Source organism: Streptomyces sp. NPDC026522 (assembly GCF_055567555.1).
The window spans coordinates 576,127-593,379 of sequence record NZ_JBVHQF010000001.1 but is presented as its reverse complement, the minus strand read 5'-3'; the positions used below and the strand labels follow the sequence as shown (position 1 = coordinate 593,379).

Below are 17,253 nucleotides of genomic sequence, written 5' to 3'. Positions count from 1 at the left end.
CGGTGCGGTCGGGGCACGGCGGGAGGGCCGCCCGCGGGTGCACCGCGGGCGGCGGTCGGAAGGGGGGGGTGGGACGCGCGGTCTAACGGGTGTCGGCCGCGTCGAGCGCGGCGCGGAGGGCCTCCGCGATGACGGCGGCGTGCGGGAGGCGCATCATCCCGTAGTGGTCGGTCGGGGCCTCGTACGCCGTGAAGCCGTCCGGAACCCGGGCGGCCCACCGCTCGGCGGCGCGGTCGGCGGCGCCGGTGGCGCTCTGGTGGAAGTGGACGGGGCCCCGGCCCACCGGAGGCTCGTACCGGGCGGCGGCCAGCAGGCCGGTCCGGAAGACCGCGTAGTAGCGGGCCAGTTCGGCCGTTTCCACGCCGGGCGCGATGCCGCTGCGCGCCACCTGCCCGGCGAGCGCCCCGATCCGGCCGGCGGCGGTCGGCTGCGCCGACAGTGCGGTGCGCAGGGCCGCCCGCGCTTCCTCCCCCGGGTCGGTGCCGGCGGAGCGGGCCAGGTCCTCGTGGAACCACTCCAGGAGGGCGCACTCGTCGTCGGGCACCCGGTCCGGCTCGGGGTAGGCGGTGTCCAGGAGGGTGAGGGTGGCCACCTCGGCTCCCGCCGCCCGCAGTTGGGCGGCCATCTCGTAGGCGAGCAGTCCGCCGAAGGACCAGCCGGCCAGGTGGTAGGGCCCGGTGGGGCGGATCCGGCGCAGGGAGGCCACCTGGGCGGCGGCGAGTTCCTCCACCGAGGCCGTCCCGGCGCCGTCCGCCGTGGCCGGGGCCGCCTCGGCGTCGGCGGCGGTGGGGGCGGTGGGGGCGAGCCCCGGCGCCGTCAGTCCGTAGACGGGCCGTTCCCGGCCCAGGGCGCCGGCGAGCGCGCGGTAGCAGAAGACGTGGCCGCCGATCGGGTGCACGAGGAAGAGCGGGTCGCGCTCCCCGTCGGGCTGGATGCGGACCACCGGGTCCGTCGTAGCGCCCCGGTGCCGGTCCCGCAGCAGTGCGGCCTGCCGGGCCACCGTCGGGTGCTCCATGACGGCCTGCACCCCGAGGCGTTCGCCGAACTCCCGGTTGATCCGCCCGATGAGCCGCAGGGCGACGATGGAGTGCCCGCCGGCGGCGAAGAAGTCGTCGTGGATACCGACCGGGCCGGCGTCGAGGAGCGGTTCCCAGATGCCGACGAGGCGTGACTCGATCTCGTCGCGGGGCGGCGCCGGCGGTCTCCCGCCGCGGGCTCCGGCCGGGTCCGGATCGGGCAGTGCGGCCCGGTCGAGCTTGCCGTTGGCGGTCAGCGGCAGCGAGTCGAGCCGGACCCAGGCGCCGGGGACCATGTACTGCGGCAGCCGGTCGGCGGCGTGCCGGGCCAGGTGCGCCGGGTCCGCGGCGCCGTCCGGGGAGACCACGTAGGCCACGAGCCGGTCACCGCGCGCCAGTACGGCGCAGCCGCGCACCGCCGGGTGTTCGGCCAGGACGGCTTCGATCTCGCCCGGCTCCACCCGCAGTCCGCGGATCTTCACCTGGTGGTCGGTGCGGCCCGCGTACTCGATGGCGCCGTCCGCCCGGTACCGGGCCAGGTCACCGGTGCGGTAGAGGCGGCGGACGGTCCCGTCGGGTGCGGTGTGCCCGATGAAGCGTTCCGCGGTGAGGTCGGGGCGGCCGTGGTAGCCCTCGGCCAAGCCGACCCCCTCCAGGAAGAGTTCGCCCGTCACTCCCAGCGGGACTTCGGCGAGCCGGGAGTCCAGGATGTGCGTGCGCATGTTCGCGATCGGCCGGCCGATGGGGACCGTGTCCCCGCCGTCGGGACGGCAGTGCCAGGAGGTGACGTCGACGGCGGCCTCCGTCGGTCCGTACAGGTTGTGCAGCTCCACGCCGGGAAGCAGGCGCAGGAACCGGTTCTGCACGTCGACCGGCAGGGCCTCCCCGCTGCACACCACCCGGGTGAGCCCGGCGGCTCCCGCGACGGCCTCCGGGTCGTCGAGGAACACGCTCAGCATCGAGGGCACGAAGTGGGCCGTGGTGACGGACTCGGCGCGCAGCAGCTCGGCCAGGTAGGCCGGTTCGCGGTGGCCCCCCGGGCGGGCGACGACGATGGTGGCGCCGGTCAGCAGCGGCCAGAACAGCTCCCACACCGAGACGTCGAAGGTGTGCGGGGTCTTGTGCACCACCCGTTCCCCCGGCCGCAGGGCGTACTCCTCCTGCATCCACAGCAGCCGGTTGGCGATCGCCCGGTGCGAGACCACGACGCCCTTGGGCTTGCCGGTCGAGCCCGAGGTGAAGATCATGTACGCCGGATCCTCGGGCGCGGCGTGCCGTACGGGCCCGGCGGGGAGGCAGTCGCCGTCGCTGCCGCCGCTGCCGTCGCTGCCGTCCGGGCGGACGACGGTGGCTCCGGCCGTGCGCAGCGGCGCCTCCCAGCGGCCGTCGGCCACCACCGCGCCGATCCCCGCCTCGGCGACCAGCGCCAGGACCCGCGCCCGCGGGTGTTCCGGGTCCAGCGGCACGTACGCCGCACCGGACTTCAGTACCGCCAGCAGGGCGACCGGCAGGTCCAGGGACCGGTCCAGCAGCAGTCCGACGAAGGAGCCCGGCCCGGCCCCGGCCGCCCGCAGCCGGCCGGCGAGCCGCTCGGCGGCCTCGTCCAGGGCCCGGTAGCTCAGCTGGTCGCCCTCGAAGCGGACGGCCGGCGCGTCGGGGGTCGCGCGGGTCTGCTCCTCGATCAGCCGGGTCAGGACGTGCGGCCGGTCGTAGCTCCGGCCGGTGTCGTTCCACCGCGCGTAGCGGTCCCGTTCGGCCGCGGACAGCAGTCCGCGGCCGCGGGCGTCGCCGTCCGGGGTGTCCGCCAGGTCCTGGAGGGCGGCGGTGTAGTAGCCGTGGACGGCGGCGACCTGTGCGGCGGAGAACTGCGCCGCGTCGAAGCGCAGGCCCAGTTCCAGGAGCTCGCCGCCGGGGGTGCGGGAGAACTCGGCCCCGAAGGCGAAGTCCGTACTGGCCTCACCGGTCTCTTCCAGGACGGCGAACGCGGCGGCGCCGGGCCCGTCGCGCTCGATGTGGAAGTGCGTGAAGTTGAAGAAGGTCTCGAAGAGCGGGGTGCCGCCGGTCGTGCGCAGGATCTCCGCGAGCGGGAACCGGCGGTGCTCGTGCACGGCCACCTCCAGCTCCGCGATGTGCCGGACGAGTCCGCGCCAGGTCTGCCCGGCCGCGTCCAGGTCGACCCGCAGCGGCAGGGTGTTCAGGAAGGCCCCGATCACCTTGTCCGCGTCGGCCTCCTCGGGGCGGCCGTTGTGCACGACCCCGGTGGTCACGTCGGCGCTGCCGCCGAGCAGGGCCATGACGCGCACGTGGGCGGCGAGCAGGAGGGTGCGCAGCGGTACGCCCAGTTCGGCCGCGACGGCGGCCAGCCGCTCCTGGAGTCCGGCCGGCAGCGGCCGCAGGCACCAGTCCATCCGGGCCGGGCCACCGCGGGCCTCGGGCCGGGGCAGCCGGGCGACGGTGGCGCCGGCCGTCTGCGCGGTCCAGAAGGCCCGCTGGGCCGGGTCGGCCAGGGCCGCCCGCTCCAGCGCGACGAACGAGGCGAAGCGCGACCGGGGGCCGCCGGCGGCCGGCGCCGGGCGTTCGGCGATGCCGAAGTCGCCGGGGCCGCCGGTCCCGTCGGTGTGTTCTGCCGCGCAGAGCTCCACGTAGCAGGTGCTGAGTTCGGTGAACAGCGACCGCTCGCTCCAGCCGTCCATGACGGCGTGGTGCTCGGCGATGAGGAGCTGGAAGTCCTCGTCCGAGCGCCGCTGGACGTGGAAGCGCATCAGCGGGGCGCTGTCCCAGGCGAAGGGGCGGTCGCGTTCCGCCGCGTAGCGGGCCGCGATCGCCGTCTCCCGGGCCTGCGGGTCCAGCCCGCCGAGGTCCTCGAAGGTGATCTCGGGCCGGGCCCCGCGGTGGACGAGTTGCAGGGGCTCGCCGAAGCCGTTGAGGTCGAAGGAGGTACGGAGCATCTCGTGCCGGGCGGCGACGGTGGCCACGGCGCGTCGCCAGGCGGTCTCCGAGTAGGGGGCCTTGACGTGGTAGGACGCGACGTTGTGGTACATCCGGCCGCCGGCGGCGGGCAGGTCGCTGTGGAACAGCATGCCGGCCTGGAGCCGGGTCATGGGGTAGGCGTCCTCCAGCCCGTCCGGGAGCGCGGCCCGGTCGCGGTCGGCGACCAGCGAGAACGGCTCGTACGGGGCCCGCGGGTGCGCCGGGCCGGCCGCGGCCGCGTCGTCCGCCACGACCACGGTGGGCGCGAGGGCGCGGACCGTCTGGTGGCGCATCAGGTCGACGACCGCGAAGCGCATGCCGCGTTCCCGGGCGCGGGCCAGCACCTGGAGGGAACGGATGGAGTCCCCGCCCAGGGAGAAGTAGTTGTCCTCGGCGCCGACCCGCTCGTGGCCCAGCACCTGCCCGAGGATCTCGGCGAGCGCCGTCTCGACGGGGCCGCGCGGCGGCTCGTACGGCCGGGCCGGTGCCAGGCCGGCGGTGCCGGGTGCGGGGAGCTTGCGCCGGTCGACCTTTCCGTTGGCGGTGAGCGGGAAGGCGGGCAGCGTGACGAAGGCGCCGGGGATCATATAGGCGGGCAGGCGTTCGGCGAGGTGGGCGCGCAGGGCCTCCACGGTGGGGCCGGTGGGGCTCCCCTGCGTACCCGGTACGGCCAGGTAGCCGACCAGGGTGTCGGTGCCGGCCGCGTCCCGGGTGACGAGTGCGACCGCGGCTTCGATGAGCGGGTGGCCGGTGAGGGCCGCCTCGACCTCGCCGAGTTCGATGCGGAACCCGCGCAGTTTGACCTGGCCGTCGATCCGGCCGAGGTATTCGAGGTCGCCGTCGGGCAACACCCTGGCGAGGTCGCCGGTGCGGTACAGCCGCTGCCCCGCGCCGGCGGCGGCGGAGCCGGTGGCGCCGTCGGCCTCCGCGGTGTCCGTACCGGTCGCCGTGCCGTCGGCGGGGAAGCGCTCCGCGGTGAGCGCCGGGCGGTGCAGGTAGCCGCGGGCCAGACCGGCGCCCGCGACGAACAGCTCGCCGACGGCGCCGCGCGGCACGGCGCGGCCGCGCCGGTCCAGGAGGTGCAGGCGCAGGTCGGGGATGGGCACGCCGATGACGCTGCCCCGGCCCTCGGCCGCGTCGCGGGCGGTGAGCGGCCGGTAGGTGACGTGCACGGTCGTCTCGGTGATCCCGTACATGTTGACCAGGCGCGGGCGGCTGTCGCCGTGGCGCCGGAACCAGCCGGCGAGCGCGCTGACGTCCAGCGCTTCGCCCCCGAACACGACGTGGCGCAGCGCGAGTCCCGCATCGCCGGCGGTCCGCCGCTCCTCGTACTCCTCGTCGGCGCGGGCCAGCTGGTAGAAGGCCGAGGGGGTCTGGTTGAGGACCGTGACCCGCTCGTCGCGCAGCAGCCGGTGGAACTCCTCGGGCGAGCGGCTGGTGGCGTACGGCACCACGACGAGCCGGCCGCCGTACAGGAGGGCGCCCCACAGCTCCCAGACGGAGAAGTCGAAGGCGATGGAGTGGAACAGCGTCCACACGTCGTCGGGGCCGAAGCCGAACCAGTGGTCGGTCGCGGAGAACAGCCGGGTGATGTTGCGGTGGGGTACGAGGGTGCCCTTGGGCCGGCCGGTCGAGCCCGAGGTGTAGATGGCGTACGCGAGCTGGTCGGGGGTGACCGTGACGGCCGGGGCGGTCTCCGGTTCGGTGGCGAGTTCGGCGGCGTCGGCGGCGAGGTCGACGGTGTGCAGCGAGGGCGACTCCCACAGCGGCCGGGTGTCGGTGGTGCCGACGACGTGGCCGAGCCGGGCGTCGCCGATGATGTAGCGCAACCGCTCGGACGGGTTGTCGGGGTCGAGCGGCAGGTAGGCGCCGCCCGCCTTGAGGATGCCGAGCAGGCCGGTGACGAGGTCGGCGGAGCGGCGGACGCAGAGCCCGACCAGGGTGTCGGGGCCGACGCCTTGCCTGATCAGCCGGTGCGCGACCTGGTTGGCCCGCCGGTCCAGTTCGCCGTAGGTGAGCCGGGTGGAGCCGTGGACGAGGGCCACGGCGTCCGGGGTGCGGGCGGCGTGCTCGGCGAAGCGTTCGTGCGCGCACCGGACGCTGACGTCGCCGGGGCGGCCCGGCAGCGGGGAGGTGAGGCCGGCTTGTTCGCGGGCGGAGAGCATGGGGAGCCGGCTGACGCGCTCACCGGGGCGTTGCGTGGCCGCGTCCAGGAGCCGGGTGTAGTGGCGGGCGAACTGCTCGATGGTGGCGGCCTCGAACAGGTCGGCTCGGTACTCCAGCCGGCAGCGCAGTGCGGTACCCGTGCGCACGACGTCGAAGGTGAGGTCGAACTTGGCGGTGCCGGGCGGCCCTTCGAGCAGCCGGGCGCGCGGTCCGGGCAGCCCCTCGGTCATCCCGCCTTCGTCGTGGAAGCCGAACATGACGTCGAACAGGGGCGGGCCGTGGCCGGTGCGCTCGGGGCCCACCTGCTCGACGATCCGCTCGAAGGGGAGGTCCTGGTGGTCCTGCGCGTCCAGGACCGTGTCCCGTACCCGCTCCAGGTGCTGGCGGAAGGCGGGGTCGTCGCTGAGGTCCGCGCGCAGGACGAGGGTGTTGACGAACAGTCCGACGGTGTCCTGGAACTCCGCGCGGTTCCGGTTGGCCACGGGGGTTGCGACCAGTACGTCCTCGGTGCCGGTGTAGCGGCTCAAGGCCACCTGGAAGGCGGCGAGCATGGCCGTGTACGGGGTACTGCCGGTGGCGCGGCAGAGCGTCTGCATCCGGGCCTGGACGGGGGCGGGGACCTCGAACTCGTACGTGGCGGCGGCCCCGCGCTGCGGGTCGCCGGCCGCCGCGGGCCGCCGGTCGCGGGGCAGCGGTGCGACGGGGAGTTCGCCGTCCAGCTGCCGGGCCCAGTGGGCGAGCTGCTGCCGTGCGGCCCCGGTGTGCAGCCACTCCTCCTGCCACTCGGAGAAGTCGGCGTACTGGAAGCCGGGCTCCGGCAGCGGGTCCGCGCCGGGGGACTCGGTGAGGGCGGCGTAGTCGGTGAGGAGTTCGCGGATCAGGATGGCGGACGACCAGCCGTCGCCGACGATGTGGTGCATGCCCAGGGCGAGTACGGCGCCGGTGCCGTCCTGCCCGGCGGCCTCCCGGGTGTGCAGCACCGCGGCCCGGAAGAGCGGGCCGGTGCGCAGGTCGAAGGGCCGGTGGTGCTCGGCGGAGAGCCACCGCGCGATCTCCTCGGGCGTGCGGGCCGTGCCCGTCGACCAGTCGAGGCGCGCGGTGGCGTCGACGCACTGGAGCAACTGCCCGTCGCGCAGCTCGAAGCGGGTGCGCAGGGCTTCGTGCCGGTCCAGCAGCCGCTGGGCGCATCGGCGCAGGAGATCGGCGTCCACCTCGCCGTCGAGGGCGTAGAACACCGGCATGTGGTAGGTCGGCCTGCCCTCCTCCATCTCGTGGAGGAAATACATCCGCTGCTGGGCGCGCGATGCACGGAACACGCTGACCGACGGCTCGGTGGGCCGGCCGGTCGGATCCTGAGTGGCCAAGACAACTCCCTCGGCCGCACGCCGCTGCGGACGCGCGGCGCTGACTCCGCTTGCTTGCACCTCCACCGTATGGACGGCCCGCCGCCGCGATAAGTCCCGTTTCGCCGGTCCCGGTTTCCCGGGACAGGCCCCCTTCCAGGGGGGAGGCCGGTCCCGGGAACGGCGGTGGGGAGGCGGGGCCGGAGCCCCGCCTCCCCACTCGGCCGAGGGCCGCCCGGGTCCGGGCGGCCGGCCCCGTCAGTGTGCGGCGATCTGCTGGAGCGCGGCGCCCTGGTAGCGGGCACCGGCGTTCCACAGGATGAAGGAGTTCATCTTGTTGTCCGCCGCGGCCTTGATCTGCTCGGCCACCTCGGCCGGCCCGTAGGTGCTGCCCATCGAGAAGTCCTGGAGCCAGGGGACGATCTCGGTCTGCGTGCCCTTCGCCTGGCGGGCGAAGTCGGCGAGCGAGCGCTGCACGATCGCGTACGGGGAGGTGTCGGGCTGCGCGACGCCGTACTCCCCGGGCCCCCAGTGGGACGGGTACACCATCGGTGCGATGTAGTCGGTGACCTTGACCAGGGCCCCGATGTCCTGGGCGATCTCGGTGGGCCGGGTGGCGGCGATCCCGAAGACCGAGACGCCGAGGTACTTGGCGTGCGGACGCAGCGCGGTCCGGGTGTCGGCGACGAACGAGGTGATGGCCTGCTCGGGCGTGGCGCTGCCGATGCCGGGGAAGCGCATGTGGGTCAGCGGCCCGTCCGGGCGGCGCACGTAGTCGTAGAGGATGTCGTCGAAGCCGAGCCGGGCCGCTTCGACGGCGAGGTCCTGGTTGTACTTGCGGACCGCCGGATTGGCGAAGTTGGTGAAGGACAGGGCGCCGTAGTGGCCGCCGTCGTAGGGCTGTCCGCCCGGGGTCAGCACGAGCTGGTCGCGCTGGCCGGACTTCCAGGAGGCCGCGGCGAGCTTGGGATCGCGGAAGGCCACGATGCGGCCGATGACCTGGGCGCCCGCGGCGTGGATCTCGTTGATCGCCTTGCGGGCGTCGTAGTAGCCCTTGGCCGCGCCGATCCGGCGGGCCAGCGGCACCTGGGACGCGTACCCGACCTCGCCGTCCTCGTCCTTGACGTCCAGCTCGACCGCGTTGAGCTTGCCGCTGCGGACCAGGGCCAGGATGCCGCCGCGCAGCGTGTCGTCGCCCCAGCCGATGGCGGTGATGTGCGCGGCCCGGATCAAGGGGCGGCGTCCCCGGGCGGACACGTTCTTGGTGGTGGTGTTCCCGGCGCGGTCCACCGCGGTGACCGTGACGAGGGGGGTGCCCTTCGGCACCGTGATCGTGAAGGCGCCGGCCTTGTCGACGGGGATCTTCTTGCCGTTGACGGTCACCTCGGCGTCCGTGGAGGCGTTGCCGGTGATGGTCACGGGGGCGGCGGGGTTCTTGATCTGGGGGTCGGCCACCTTCAGCTCGGGGGCGGTGGCGTCCACACTGAAGCCGACGGTCTTGCGGTACGAGGCGAAGGGGAGACTGCTGTCGCCCTCCACCACCAGCGTGTGCCGGCCCTCCTTGAGGTGCGTGAGGGCCAGTTTCAGGCGGGCGCCCTCGGCGGTGACGGGGACCGCCCTGCCGTCCAGGGTGGCGTGCAGGTTCTCCCTGCCGCCGGCCTCGTCGGCGGCGAGGTAGGCGCTGACCTGCGCGGCCTTGCGCCCGTCGAGGACGGCGCCGTCGCCCAGGCCCTGGATGGCCGGACCCGGGGCGAGGAACGTCCAGGCTCCGACTCCCGCTCCGGCCAGCGCGAGCGCCCCGGTCGTCGCTATGAGGGCGCCCTTACGGGCCGGGCGGCGCAGGGAGGGGAGCGGGTTCGATATGCGTATGGGCGACATCATGACGTCCTTCGTGCCGTGGGCCGGATGCTGCCTCCATTCATTGCCGCACGGTGTGCCGGTCGTCCCTTTCTGCCCGTATTTCATACGAACGGCGGCGTCCGGTCCCGGCGTGGCGGCTACGCCACCCAGGGGACAGTGCGGTATGCGGACTCCTCTCGCAGGTAGGTATGGCGCGACACGTCCGCCTTGGAGGGGCTTCCCATGCGCCACCCGCTCATCCCGCTCGGCGCCCTGGCCGGCGCCGCCCTGCTCGTCTCCGGCTGTTCCACCGGGCCGTCACCGGCCGCCGGGGAACGCCGTGCCGCCGCCCCCCGGGCGGCGGCCGTCGCCGCGAAGGCCCCGGCGGAAGTCGGCGCCAATGAACTCGGCCAGGTGCCGGTGCTGATGTACCACCAGCTCACCGAGAGGCCGGCCAGTGTCTACGACCGCACCCCGGCCGATTTCCGGGCCGAGCTGGAACGGCTCGCCCGGGAGGACTACGTACCGGTGACCGCCCGGGACTTCCAGACGGGCCGCATCGACATCCCGGCCGGCACCCACCCGGTGGTCCTCACCTTCGACGACTCGACCAACAGCCAGGTGCGCCTCGGCCCGGACGGCACCCCGGCCCCGGACACCGCCGTCGCCATCCTGGCGGAGACGGCCAAGAAACACCCCGCGTTCAAGCCGGTGGCGACCTTCTTCGTCAACGCGGACGCCTTCTCGGCCACGGGCTCCGCCAAGGCCCTGACCTGGTTGAAGGCGCACGGGCACGAGGTCGCCAACCACACCGACCGGCACGAGAACCTGCGCTCCCTGGACCGGGCCGGGGCCACGCGGGCGATCTACGCCGGCCAGCAGGCGATCGAGAAGGCCGCGCCCGGGACGAAGGTCACCTCGCTCGCCCTGCCCTTCGGCGCCATGCCGCAGCCTGAGTCGATCGCGGTGCGGGGAACGGGCTACCGCTACGACGGGGTGTACCTCGTCGGGGCCAACCCCTCGGTGTCGCCGTTCGCCAAGGCGTTCACCCCCGGCGCGATCCCCCGGATCCGCTCGGCGGGGCCCAAGGACGAGGACGCCGAGTTCGGTTCGTCGCGCTGGCTGGACAAGCTCGCCGCCGGGAAGAACCGTTACGTCTCTGACGGCGACCCGAACACCGTCGCCTTCCCGAGTGCCTCGCGCAACGAACTGTCACCGGCCTTCGCGAAGCAGGCCCGGCCGTACTGACGGGTGCGGGCGGACCAGTGATCCGGAGGTGCTCGGTGAGAGGTACACCCGACAAGGCGGCCGCCGCCGAGAAGGCGCGGCCGGGGCCGGTGGCGCGGGTACGCGCGCTCGTGAGATCCGCCGGGGCCGCGGGGCCTCCCCCGGGGCCGGCGCGTCCGGGGTTCTGGCGCAGCCCCCTGCGGGGTCCGTGGCTCACCGCGGTGTTCGGGCTGGTCCTGCTGTGCGGGATCACCGTGCTGTTCGTGACCGGCCTGCTGTCGTACGCGGCGTACAACCCGGATCTGGCGGCGGTCAACGACGAGACTCCCGACAAGGGGTGGCTCGGCTTCTACCTGTTCTCCTGGCCGACCTCCCCGTACTGGCTCTACCGGCTGACCCAGGGCGTCCACGTGACGCTGGGCATCGTGCTGGTTCCGGTACTGCTGGCGAAACTGTGGTCGGTCATTCCGAAGCTGTTCGAATGGCCGCCCATCCGCTCGGCGGGCCACGCCCTGGACCGGGTGTCGCTGCTCCTGCTGGTCGGCGGCGCCGGCTTCGAGTTCGTCACCGGAATCCTCAACGTACAGCTGCACTACATCTTCCCCGGGTCGTTCTACACGCTGCACTTCTACGGGGCGTGGGTGTTCATCGGCGCCTTCGTGGTCCACGTGTCGTTCCGGCTGTCCCGGGCGCTGCGCGCCGTCAGGCGCCGCCAGGGCGAGCCCGCGGCGGGTTCCGAGGAGGCCGCCGGGCTGGTGTCGCCGCGGCCGGCGGCACCGACCATCTCGCGCCGGGGCGCCGTGGCCGTGGTCGGTCTCGGGTCGGTGGCCCTGCTGGCGGTCACGGCGGGGCAGAGCATCGGCGGGTGGTGGCGCCGGACCGCGCTGCTGGCACCGCACGGCCGGGACCCGGGCCAGGGCCCGAACGGCTTCCAGATCAACAAGACCGCCGCCTCGGTCGGCATCCGGCCCAGCGACATCGGTCCTGCCTGGCGGCTGACCGTACGGGGCGCCGGACGGCAGGTGGACCTGACGTACCAGCAGCTGCTGGCCATGCCGCAGCACGAGTCGGCCCTGCCGATCGCCTGCGTGGAAGGCTGGTCGACGCCCGACCAGCGGTGGAGCGGGGTCCGGCTCACCGAGCTGGCCGCCCTGGTCGGGCTCGGCGTGCGCACCCCTCGGGTGCTGGTGGAATCGGTGCAGCGCGGCGGCTCGTTCAGTTCGGCCGTGCTGCGCGACAACCAGGTCCGCGACAGCCGCTCGCTGCTGGCCGTCCGGGTCAACGGGGCGCCCCTCTCCGCCGACCACGGCCATCCGGCGCGGATCATCGTCCCGGGGGCACCCGGGGTACACAACACCAAGTGGGTCACCCGGCTGACCTTCGGGGAACCGGCCTTCGGCGAGCCGGCATGAGGGCCCCGGCCGCCTTCCGCCGCCGCTACGGCGCCTCCCCGCTGCACCTGGTCCTCGTCCTGGCCTCGTTCGCCCTCGCGGTCTACGCCGGCCTGCGCCTGTTCGAGGGGGACACCGTCGGCGTGGCCGTGTGGTTCGTCGGCGCGGCCCTCCTGCACGACCTGGTGCTGCTCCCCCTGTACTCGGTGACCGACCGCGCGATGCAGGCCCTGTTCAGCCGGTGGCCCGATGACGGGCGGACCGGGCCGCGGGCGAGCGTGAACTACGTCCGGGTACCGGCGTTCGTCTCCGGTGTCCTGCTGCTCGTCTGGTGGCCGCTGATCCTCCAACAGGTGGGGCACTACACCGCCGCGACCGCCCTCCCCGCCGACGGCTTCCTGGCCCGGTGGCTGCTGATCACCGCCGGGCTGTTCGCCGCCTCGGCGATCGCCTTGATCGTACGGACCCGGCACGGGAGCCGGGCTCAGCGACGGGCACGCAGAGCGGCGAAGTGACGGCCCCGGGCCGTGGTCCACCGTTCGACCTCCGTCCAGCCCGACGAGGTGGCGTGCCGGCGCAGCGCGGCGGCGCCGACCACCGCCCACGGGAAGACGCCGCTCACGGGCTGGTGCCCCGCATGGATGCGGACGCGCCGGCGTTCGTCCACATCGGCGGCGGCGGTCTCCACCAGGAGCAGGCCCTCCTGGCGCACGAGGTCCCGGACCCGGCGGAGCAGCCGCCGGGGGTCGCCGCCGATGCCGATGTTCCCGTCGATCAGCAGCGCCGTCCCCCACCGGCCCTCGTCAGGGAGCGGCTCGAACACGGACCGGCTCATCGCGGAGCCGCCCCGGCACACCGTCGTGATCACGGCGAAGGGACAGACGTCGATGCCGAGGACGTGGCTGCCCCGCCCCGTCAACGCCTCGACCAGCCGGCCGGCGCCGCACCCGATGTCCAGCACCCGGCCGGTGCACCGGCCGAGCACCGTCCGGTCGGCCTCGTCCGCCCGGGCGTACCACCGCTCCGGCTCCAGAGCCAGGCACCAGCCCTCCCCGTCGCACAACGACAGCGCGTGCCGCGGGGTCCGCAGTGCCCGCGCGTAGAAGCCGCTGCTCCAGGCCAGGTGTTCGTGAGCGGTCATGCCCCATGGTTCGCCGCGCACCGTCCCGGCGGTGCGTTCCGCACCGCGGATTCCCCCGGACGGCCCCCAGCGCGCGCAGGGTCCGCTTCTCGCCGTCGTGGTGGGCGGGACCGGCCGTTACGCGCCGGCTGCCGCTTTTCACAAGAACGGAACCTGCGGCGCGGGCCATGATCGCGCCGCCACCCATCGGGGTGACCAACACGTCCGTGACCCGACCAGACCTCCTACCTGGACGACCGGTTCCGGGAGCGGTTCGGGACGGAGCCCACCGCCGGCGACATCGTCGACGTCTCCGTCGTCGGCACGATGGTCAAGCAGATGACCGATGCCCGTAACGGCGACGGCTCCGCCAACCCGTAGGTCTACACCGGCGACCACAAGCCCGTCGCTTGGCGGGCGACCAGCTACCCCGACATGGCCGACCCCTCCTGCGACGAGGACAGCGACGCGATCAACCCGTCCTGGGCCAGGTCAAACCGTTCGCCCTCACCCCGGGCGCGCAGTTCCGCCCGACCACCCTGACCGCAGTACGGCACGTACGAGAACCTCCTGGCGAGCGACGAGTACAAGCGCCAGGCCGACGGCCGCCATCCCCGTGCTCGACCGGACCCCGGACCAGCCGGCCGCCGCCTGGTTCTGGGCCAACAACAACGGCACCTGCAAGCCCCCGGGGCAGGTGCTCCAGACCACCCGCGAGGTGTCCAAGGCCCGCGGCCTCGGCGTCTACCCCAATGCCCGGCTCTCCGCCCCCGTCTCCCTCGCCCTCGCCGACACCGGCATCGCGGTCCGCGACGCGGAGTTCGCCCCCCCGGATCGACCTGTGGCGGCCCGTCTCCGCCCTCCGCGAGTGCGGCCCGGATCCCCAGTGGAAGCCGCTGTTCGAGAACCCGGCGGGGGTCAACGTCAGCCCGTGCTGCCCCGTGTACGTCTCCGGCCACGCCTCCTTCGGGGCCGCCTGGGCCGGCGTCATGAAGCGGTACTTCGGCAGCGACAGCATCTCCTTCGACCTCACCCCCGGCGAACCGCAGGCCCTGGTCAAGACCCGCCACTTCACCAACTTCAGCGCCGCTGCCAGAGAGGAGGCCGACAGCCGGATCTGGCTCGGCGTCCACTTCCCGTGGGACGCCGCCGACGGCCTGCCCGGAGCCCTACCGAACGACCGCGGCTTCTTCGGTGGCCGGGGCGGCGAAGCCGCGGTGCGCGAACATGGCGGCGATCTGACGGGGCGCTTCGGTGTTGAAACAGGCGTCGAGCCCTTCGGCGGACATCTCGGCCGACGCCTGGGCGCGGGGGAACATCGCGTTCTCGTACCGGATGAGCGCCCCCTCGGTGTCCTCGCCGTGTTCGACCAGGGCGCGGGCGAGTTCGGCGGCGTCGAGGAGGGCGAGGTTGGCACCTTCGCCCGCGTACGGGGGCATGACGTGGGCGGCGTCGCCCAGGAGCGTCACGCCGGGGACGTGCTGCCAGCGGTGGCCGACGGGCAGGGCGAAGATCTGCCGCGGGGTGATGGTGTCGTCGCAGTGCCGGATGAGGTCGGTCAACTCGGGTGCCCAGTCCGCGAAGTGCGCGAGGAGTCCGGCACGGGCCGCGTCCGGGTCGGACCAGTCGATGCCGCTGGTGGCCGCCAGCCAGTCCTGCGGCACGCGCAGGGAGACCCCGAGTTCGATGTGCCGCCCGCCGTGGCCGAGCATGCCCTTGTTGTCGGCGAGCGCGAAGATCATGCCGGTGCCGACCAGGGCGGCCAGGCGGGGGTGGCGGATCGCGGCGTCGTGCAGGTGGATTTCGAGGTGCGTGATGCCGGAGTAGGCCGGAGTGGCGGGCGAGAGCAGGGGCCGGACCTTGGACCAGGTGCCGTCCGCGCCGACGAGGAGGTCGGCCGTGGTGCTGCTGCCGTCGGCGAAGGTCACCTCGTGCCGGCCGTCGGCGAGGCCGCGTACGGTGGTGGCCTTGCGGCCCCAGGCGATGCGGCCCGGTTCGAGGGAGTCGATGAGCAGGTCGCGCAGCCGGTGGCGGTCGATCTCGGGGCGGCCGCCTTCGCCGCCCTCGGGTCCGCCGTCGATGTGGACGCGCCCGGTCTTGTCCAGGATCCGTATGTGCTCGCCCTGGGGGTGGGTGTGGCGGCGGAACTCCTCGTAGAGGCCGGCGGCGTGCAGGGCGATCTGGCCGGAGTCCTCGTGGATGTCGAGCGAGCCGCCCTGGCGCCGGGCGTCGCGCGTGGTGTCGGACTCGTAGACGGTGGACGCGATGCCGTGGTTCTGCAGGATGCGGGCCAGTGCGAGACCGGACAGGCCGGCGCCCACGATCGCGATGGTCGGTCGGGACATCAGGATTCTCCCTGCGTTTCGATGGACGGAGGGCCGGCGGCGAGGATGCCGTCGAGCAGAACGTCGAAGGCCCAGTCGGAGCGCGCCGGGCCGCTGCCCGATACGAGTACGGCGCCGAGCCGGGCGATGTGCGGGAACTGCTCCGCGCTGGTGTTCACCAGCTGCACGCCCAGGTCGGAGAGCGCCTGGTCCTTCCGCGCGGCGGCCCTGGGGTTGCTGCGCTCCGCGGCGATCGCGGTCGGGAAGAGCAGGAGCAGGTCGACGCCCCAGGCCGCGGTGCCGTCCGGAACACCGCCCTCGTGGAGCAGCGCGAGGACCTCTTCGACCAGGGCGAGGTAGTTCGGGCCGCTGGGCTGCGTGGACAGCGCCATCCGGGCGATGCCCGGGTAGCGCCCCAGCAGGTCCCGGTAACCGGTGAGCAGCTGCTTCAGACGATCGCGCCAGGGGCCGTCGGCGCCCGCGGCCGGGTGCAGCTCGCCCAGGAGGGCGTCGAGGATCTGGGCGTGCAGGTCTTCGGTGTCGCGGACGTAGACGTACAGCGACGCGTGCCCGGAGTCGAGGGCGGAGGCGACCCGCCGCATCGTCACCTTCTCCAGACCCTCCTCCTTCAGGATCTCCAGGGCGGCGTCGGTGATGCCCTGCCGGGTGAGGGCCGGCTTGGCCGGGCGCTCCCGGCGACTGCGGGATTTCGAGGTGGGGTCCGTCGCGCTCATGACCGCAAGCTAGCACGACCACGGTCGGTCCGTCCATGGTCGTAGCGACCATGGTCGTTCCAGGTCACGGGCCCTCTCAGGTGCGTCCGGCGGGCAACCGGTGGGTGACGACCTGCATGGGGGTGCATGGGGCCTGCCCCGAGTCGCCGGGAGCACGGTCTGTGACCGGGCCCTGGCCTGGTACGGAGTCTCGTGGCCGTGGGCCGCCTTCTTCAGCCGGTGCCGTGGTGGGAGTCCAGGGCGGTGAGCTCGCCTCCGGAAAGGCGCAGGCTGCCGGCGGCCACGTTCTGGGCGAGGTGGTCGGGGTCGCCGGTGCCGGGGATGGCCAGGACGTGCGAGCCCTGGTGCAGCGTCCACGCGAGCCGGATCTGGGCTGTGCTCACCCCGTGGGCGCGTGCGATGGCGTGCACTTCGCTGCTGTCGTCAGTGGTCGCGCCGCCTTCGCGTCCGGTGCCGGCGATCGAGTAGAACGGCACGAACGCGATGCGCTGTTCACCGCAGAGGTCCAGGAACTCCCGCTGCTCGGGCGATGCGCCGATGCCGTACATGTTCTGGACGCAGACCACCGGTGCGATCGCCCGGGCCTCGGCGAGGTGGTGGGGGCGGACGTTGGACAGGCCCAGGTGACGGATGAGCCCGGCCCGGCGCAGGTCGGCAAGTGCCCCGAAGCGTTCGGCGATGGAATCGGTGCCGACGATGCGCAGGTTCACCACGTCGAGGTGGTCGCGGCCGAGCTGGCGCAGGTTGTCCTCGACCTGGCCGCGCAGCTGCTCCGGGGTCGCGTGCGGCAGCCAGCGACCTGCGGGATCGCGGCCCGGTCCGACCTTGGTGGTGATGACGAGGTCGGCCGGGTAGGGGGCCAGTGCCCGGTTGATCAGCTCGTTGGCGGAGCGCAGTGGCGAAAAGTAGAACGCGGCGGTGTCGATGTGGTTCACACCGAGCTCGACCGCGCGGCGCAGCACACCGATCGCCTGGTCACGGTCGCGTGGGACGGCATCGGCCGCGAACGCCTCGCCGTACTGCGGCAGGCGCATAGCGCCGAACCCGACCCGGTTGACCGTCAGGTCGCCGAGCTCGAAGGTGCCCGATGCCGCCGCGGTGATCGTCTGTGAGGTCATGTCGG

At 73.7% G+C, this 17,253-nt stretch carries 9 protein-coding genes and 1 pseudogene; 4 read left to right on the top strand and 6 right to left on the bottom strand.

Translation table 11 applies throughout. From position 1 onward, the window contains the following. Positions 1 to 82 precede the first annotated feature (82 nt). Complete coding sequence (locus ACZ4M3_RS02655; RefSeq protein WP_467729467.1) at positions 83 to 7,516, bottom strand: amino acid adenylation domain-containing protein; 7,434 nt, start codon at positions 7,514 to 7,516, stop codon at positions 83 to 85. 237 nt (positions 7,517 to 7,753) lie between these two features. Beyond that, the gene (locus ACZ4M3_RS02650; RefSeq protein WP_467729465.1) at positions 7,754 to 9,376 is read right to left on the bottom strand and encodes a putative glycoside hydrolase; all 1,623 of its coding nucleotides are present in this window, start codon (positions 9,374 to 9,376) and stop codon (positions 7,754 to 7,756) included. Between the two features lie 201 nt (positions 9,377 to 9,577). Here ACZ4M3_RS02650 and ACZ4M3_RS02645 point away from each other — a divergent pair, with 201 nt between their 5' ends. The 3 genes from ACZ4M3_RS02645 to ACZ4M3_RS02635 all read left to right on the top strand — a co-directional run bounded on the left by ACZ4M3_RS02645 (position 9,578) and on the right by ACZ4M3_RS02635 (position 12,467). Further along, the gene (locus tag ACZ4M3_RS02645) at positions 9,578 to 10,582 is read left to right on the top strand and encodes a polysaccharide deacetylase family protein (RefSeq protein ID WP_467729463.1); all 1,005 of its coding nucleotides are present in this window, start codon (positions 9,578 to 9,580) and stop codon (positions 10,580 to 10,582) included. Between the two features lie 110 nt (positions 10,583 to 10,692). After that, the gene (locus ACZ4M3_RS02640; RefSeq protein WP_467730114.1) at positions 10,693 to 11,973 is read left to right on the top strand and encodes a molybdopterin-dependent oxidoreductase; all 1,281 of its coding nucleotides are present in this window, start codon (positions 10,693 to 10,695) and stop codon (positions 11,971 to 11,973) included. Further along, a complete protein-coding gene (locus tag ACZ4M3_RS02635; protein ID WP_467729461.1) occupies positions 11,970 to 12,467 on the top strand; it encodes a hypothetical protein in 498 nt (165 codons plus the stop codon). The genes ACZ4M3_RS02640 and ACZ4M3_RS02635 overlap by 4 nt, the downstream gene beginning before the upstream one ends. Here ACZ4M3_RS02635 and ACZ4M3_RS02630 read toward each other — a convergent pair. Further along, the gene (locus ACZ4M3_RS02630; RefSeq protein WP_467729459.1) at positions 12,437 to 13,093 is read right to left on the bottom strand and encodes a class I SAM-dependent methyltransferase; all 657 of its coding nucleotides are present in this window, start codon (positions 13,091 to 13,093) and stop codon (positions 12,437 to 12,439) included. The genes ACZ4M3_RS02635 and ACZ4M3_RS02630 overlap by 31 nt on opposite strands. Positions 13,094 to 13,824: 731 nt before the next feature. Between ACZ4M3_RS02630 and ACZ4M3_RS02625 the strand changes: the two are divergent. Beyond that, positions 13,825 to 14,160: pseudogene (locus ACZ4M3_RS02625) on the top strand (hypothetical protein); the annotation flags it as partial. A gap of 81 nt (positions 14,161 to 14,241) precedes the next feature. On the opposite strand, the gene ACZ4M3_RS02620 reads toward ACZ4M3_RS02625, so the two are convergent. From ACZ4M3_RS02620 to ACZ4M3_RS02610, 3 genes are all read right to left on the bottom strand, one after another. After that, positions 14,242 to 15,417, bottom strand: coding sequence for an FAD-dependent oxidoreductase (locus tag ACZ4M3_RS02620; protein WP_467729457.1), 1,176 nt, complete (start codon positions 15,415 to 15,417; stop codon positions 14,242 to 14,244). Continuing rightward, positions 15,417 to 16,130, bottom strand: a complete 714-nt coding sequence (locus ACZ4M3_RS02615; protein ID WP_467729455.1) for a TetR/AcrR family transcriptional regulator — start codon at positions 16,128 to 16,130, stop codon at positions 15,417 to 15,419. The genes ACZ4M3_RS02620 and ACZ4M3_RS02615 overlap by 1 nt, the downstream gene beginning before the upstream one ends. 212 nt (positions 16,131 to 16,342) lie before the next feature. Then, complete coding sequence (locus ACZ4M3_RS02610) at positions 16,343 to 17,248, bottom strand: aldo/keto reductase (protein WP_467729453.1); 906 nt, start codon at positions 17,246 to 17,248, stop codon at positions 16,343 to 16,345. Positions 17,249 to 17,253 lie beyond the last annotated feature (5 nt).

Coding starts and splice junctions, on each gene's coding strand:
- ACZ4M3_RS02650 (WP_467729465.1), bottom strand. CDS start 9,376: ATGATGTCGCCCATACGCATATCGAACCCGCTCCCCTCCCTGCGCCGC.
- ACZ4M3_RS02645 (WP_467729463.1), top strand. CDS start 9,578: ATGCGCCACCCGCTCATCCCGCTCGGCGCCCTGGCCGGCGCCGCCCTG.
- ACZ4M3_RS02635 (WP_467729461.1), top strand. CDS start 11,970: ATGAGGGCCCCGGCCGCCTTCCGCCGCCGCTACGGCGCCTCCCCGCTG.
- ACZ4M3_RS02630 (WP_467729459.1), bottom strand. CDS start 13,093: ATGACCGCTCACGAACACCTGGCCTGGAGCAGCGGCTTCTACGCGCGG.
- ACZ4M3_RS02620 (WP_467729457.1), bottom strand. CDS start 15,417: ATGTCCCGACCGACCATCGCGATCGTGGGCGCCGGCCTGTCCGGTCTC.
- ACZ4M3_RS02615 (WP_467729455.1), bottom strand. CDS start 16,130: ATGAGCGCGACGGACCCCACCTCGAAATCCCGCAGTCGCCGGGAGCGC.
- ACZ4M3_RS02610 (WP_467729453.1), bottom strand. CDS start 17,248: ATGACCTCACAGACGATCACCGCGGCGGCATCGGGCACCTTCGAGCTC.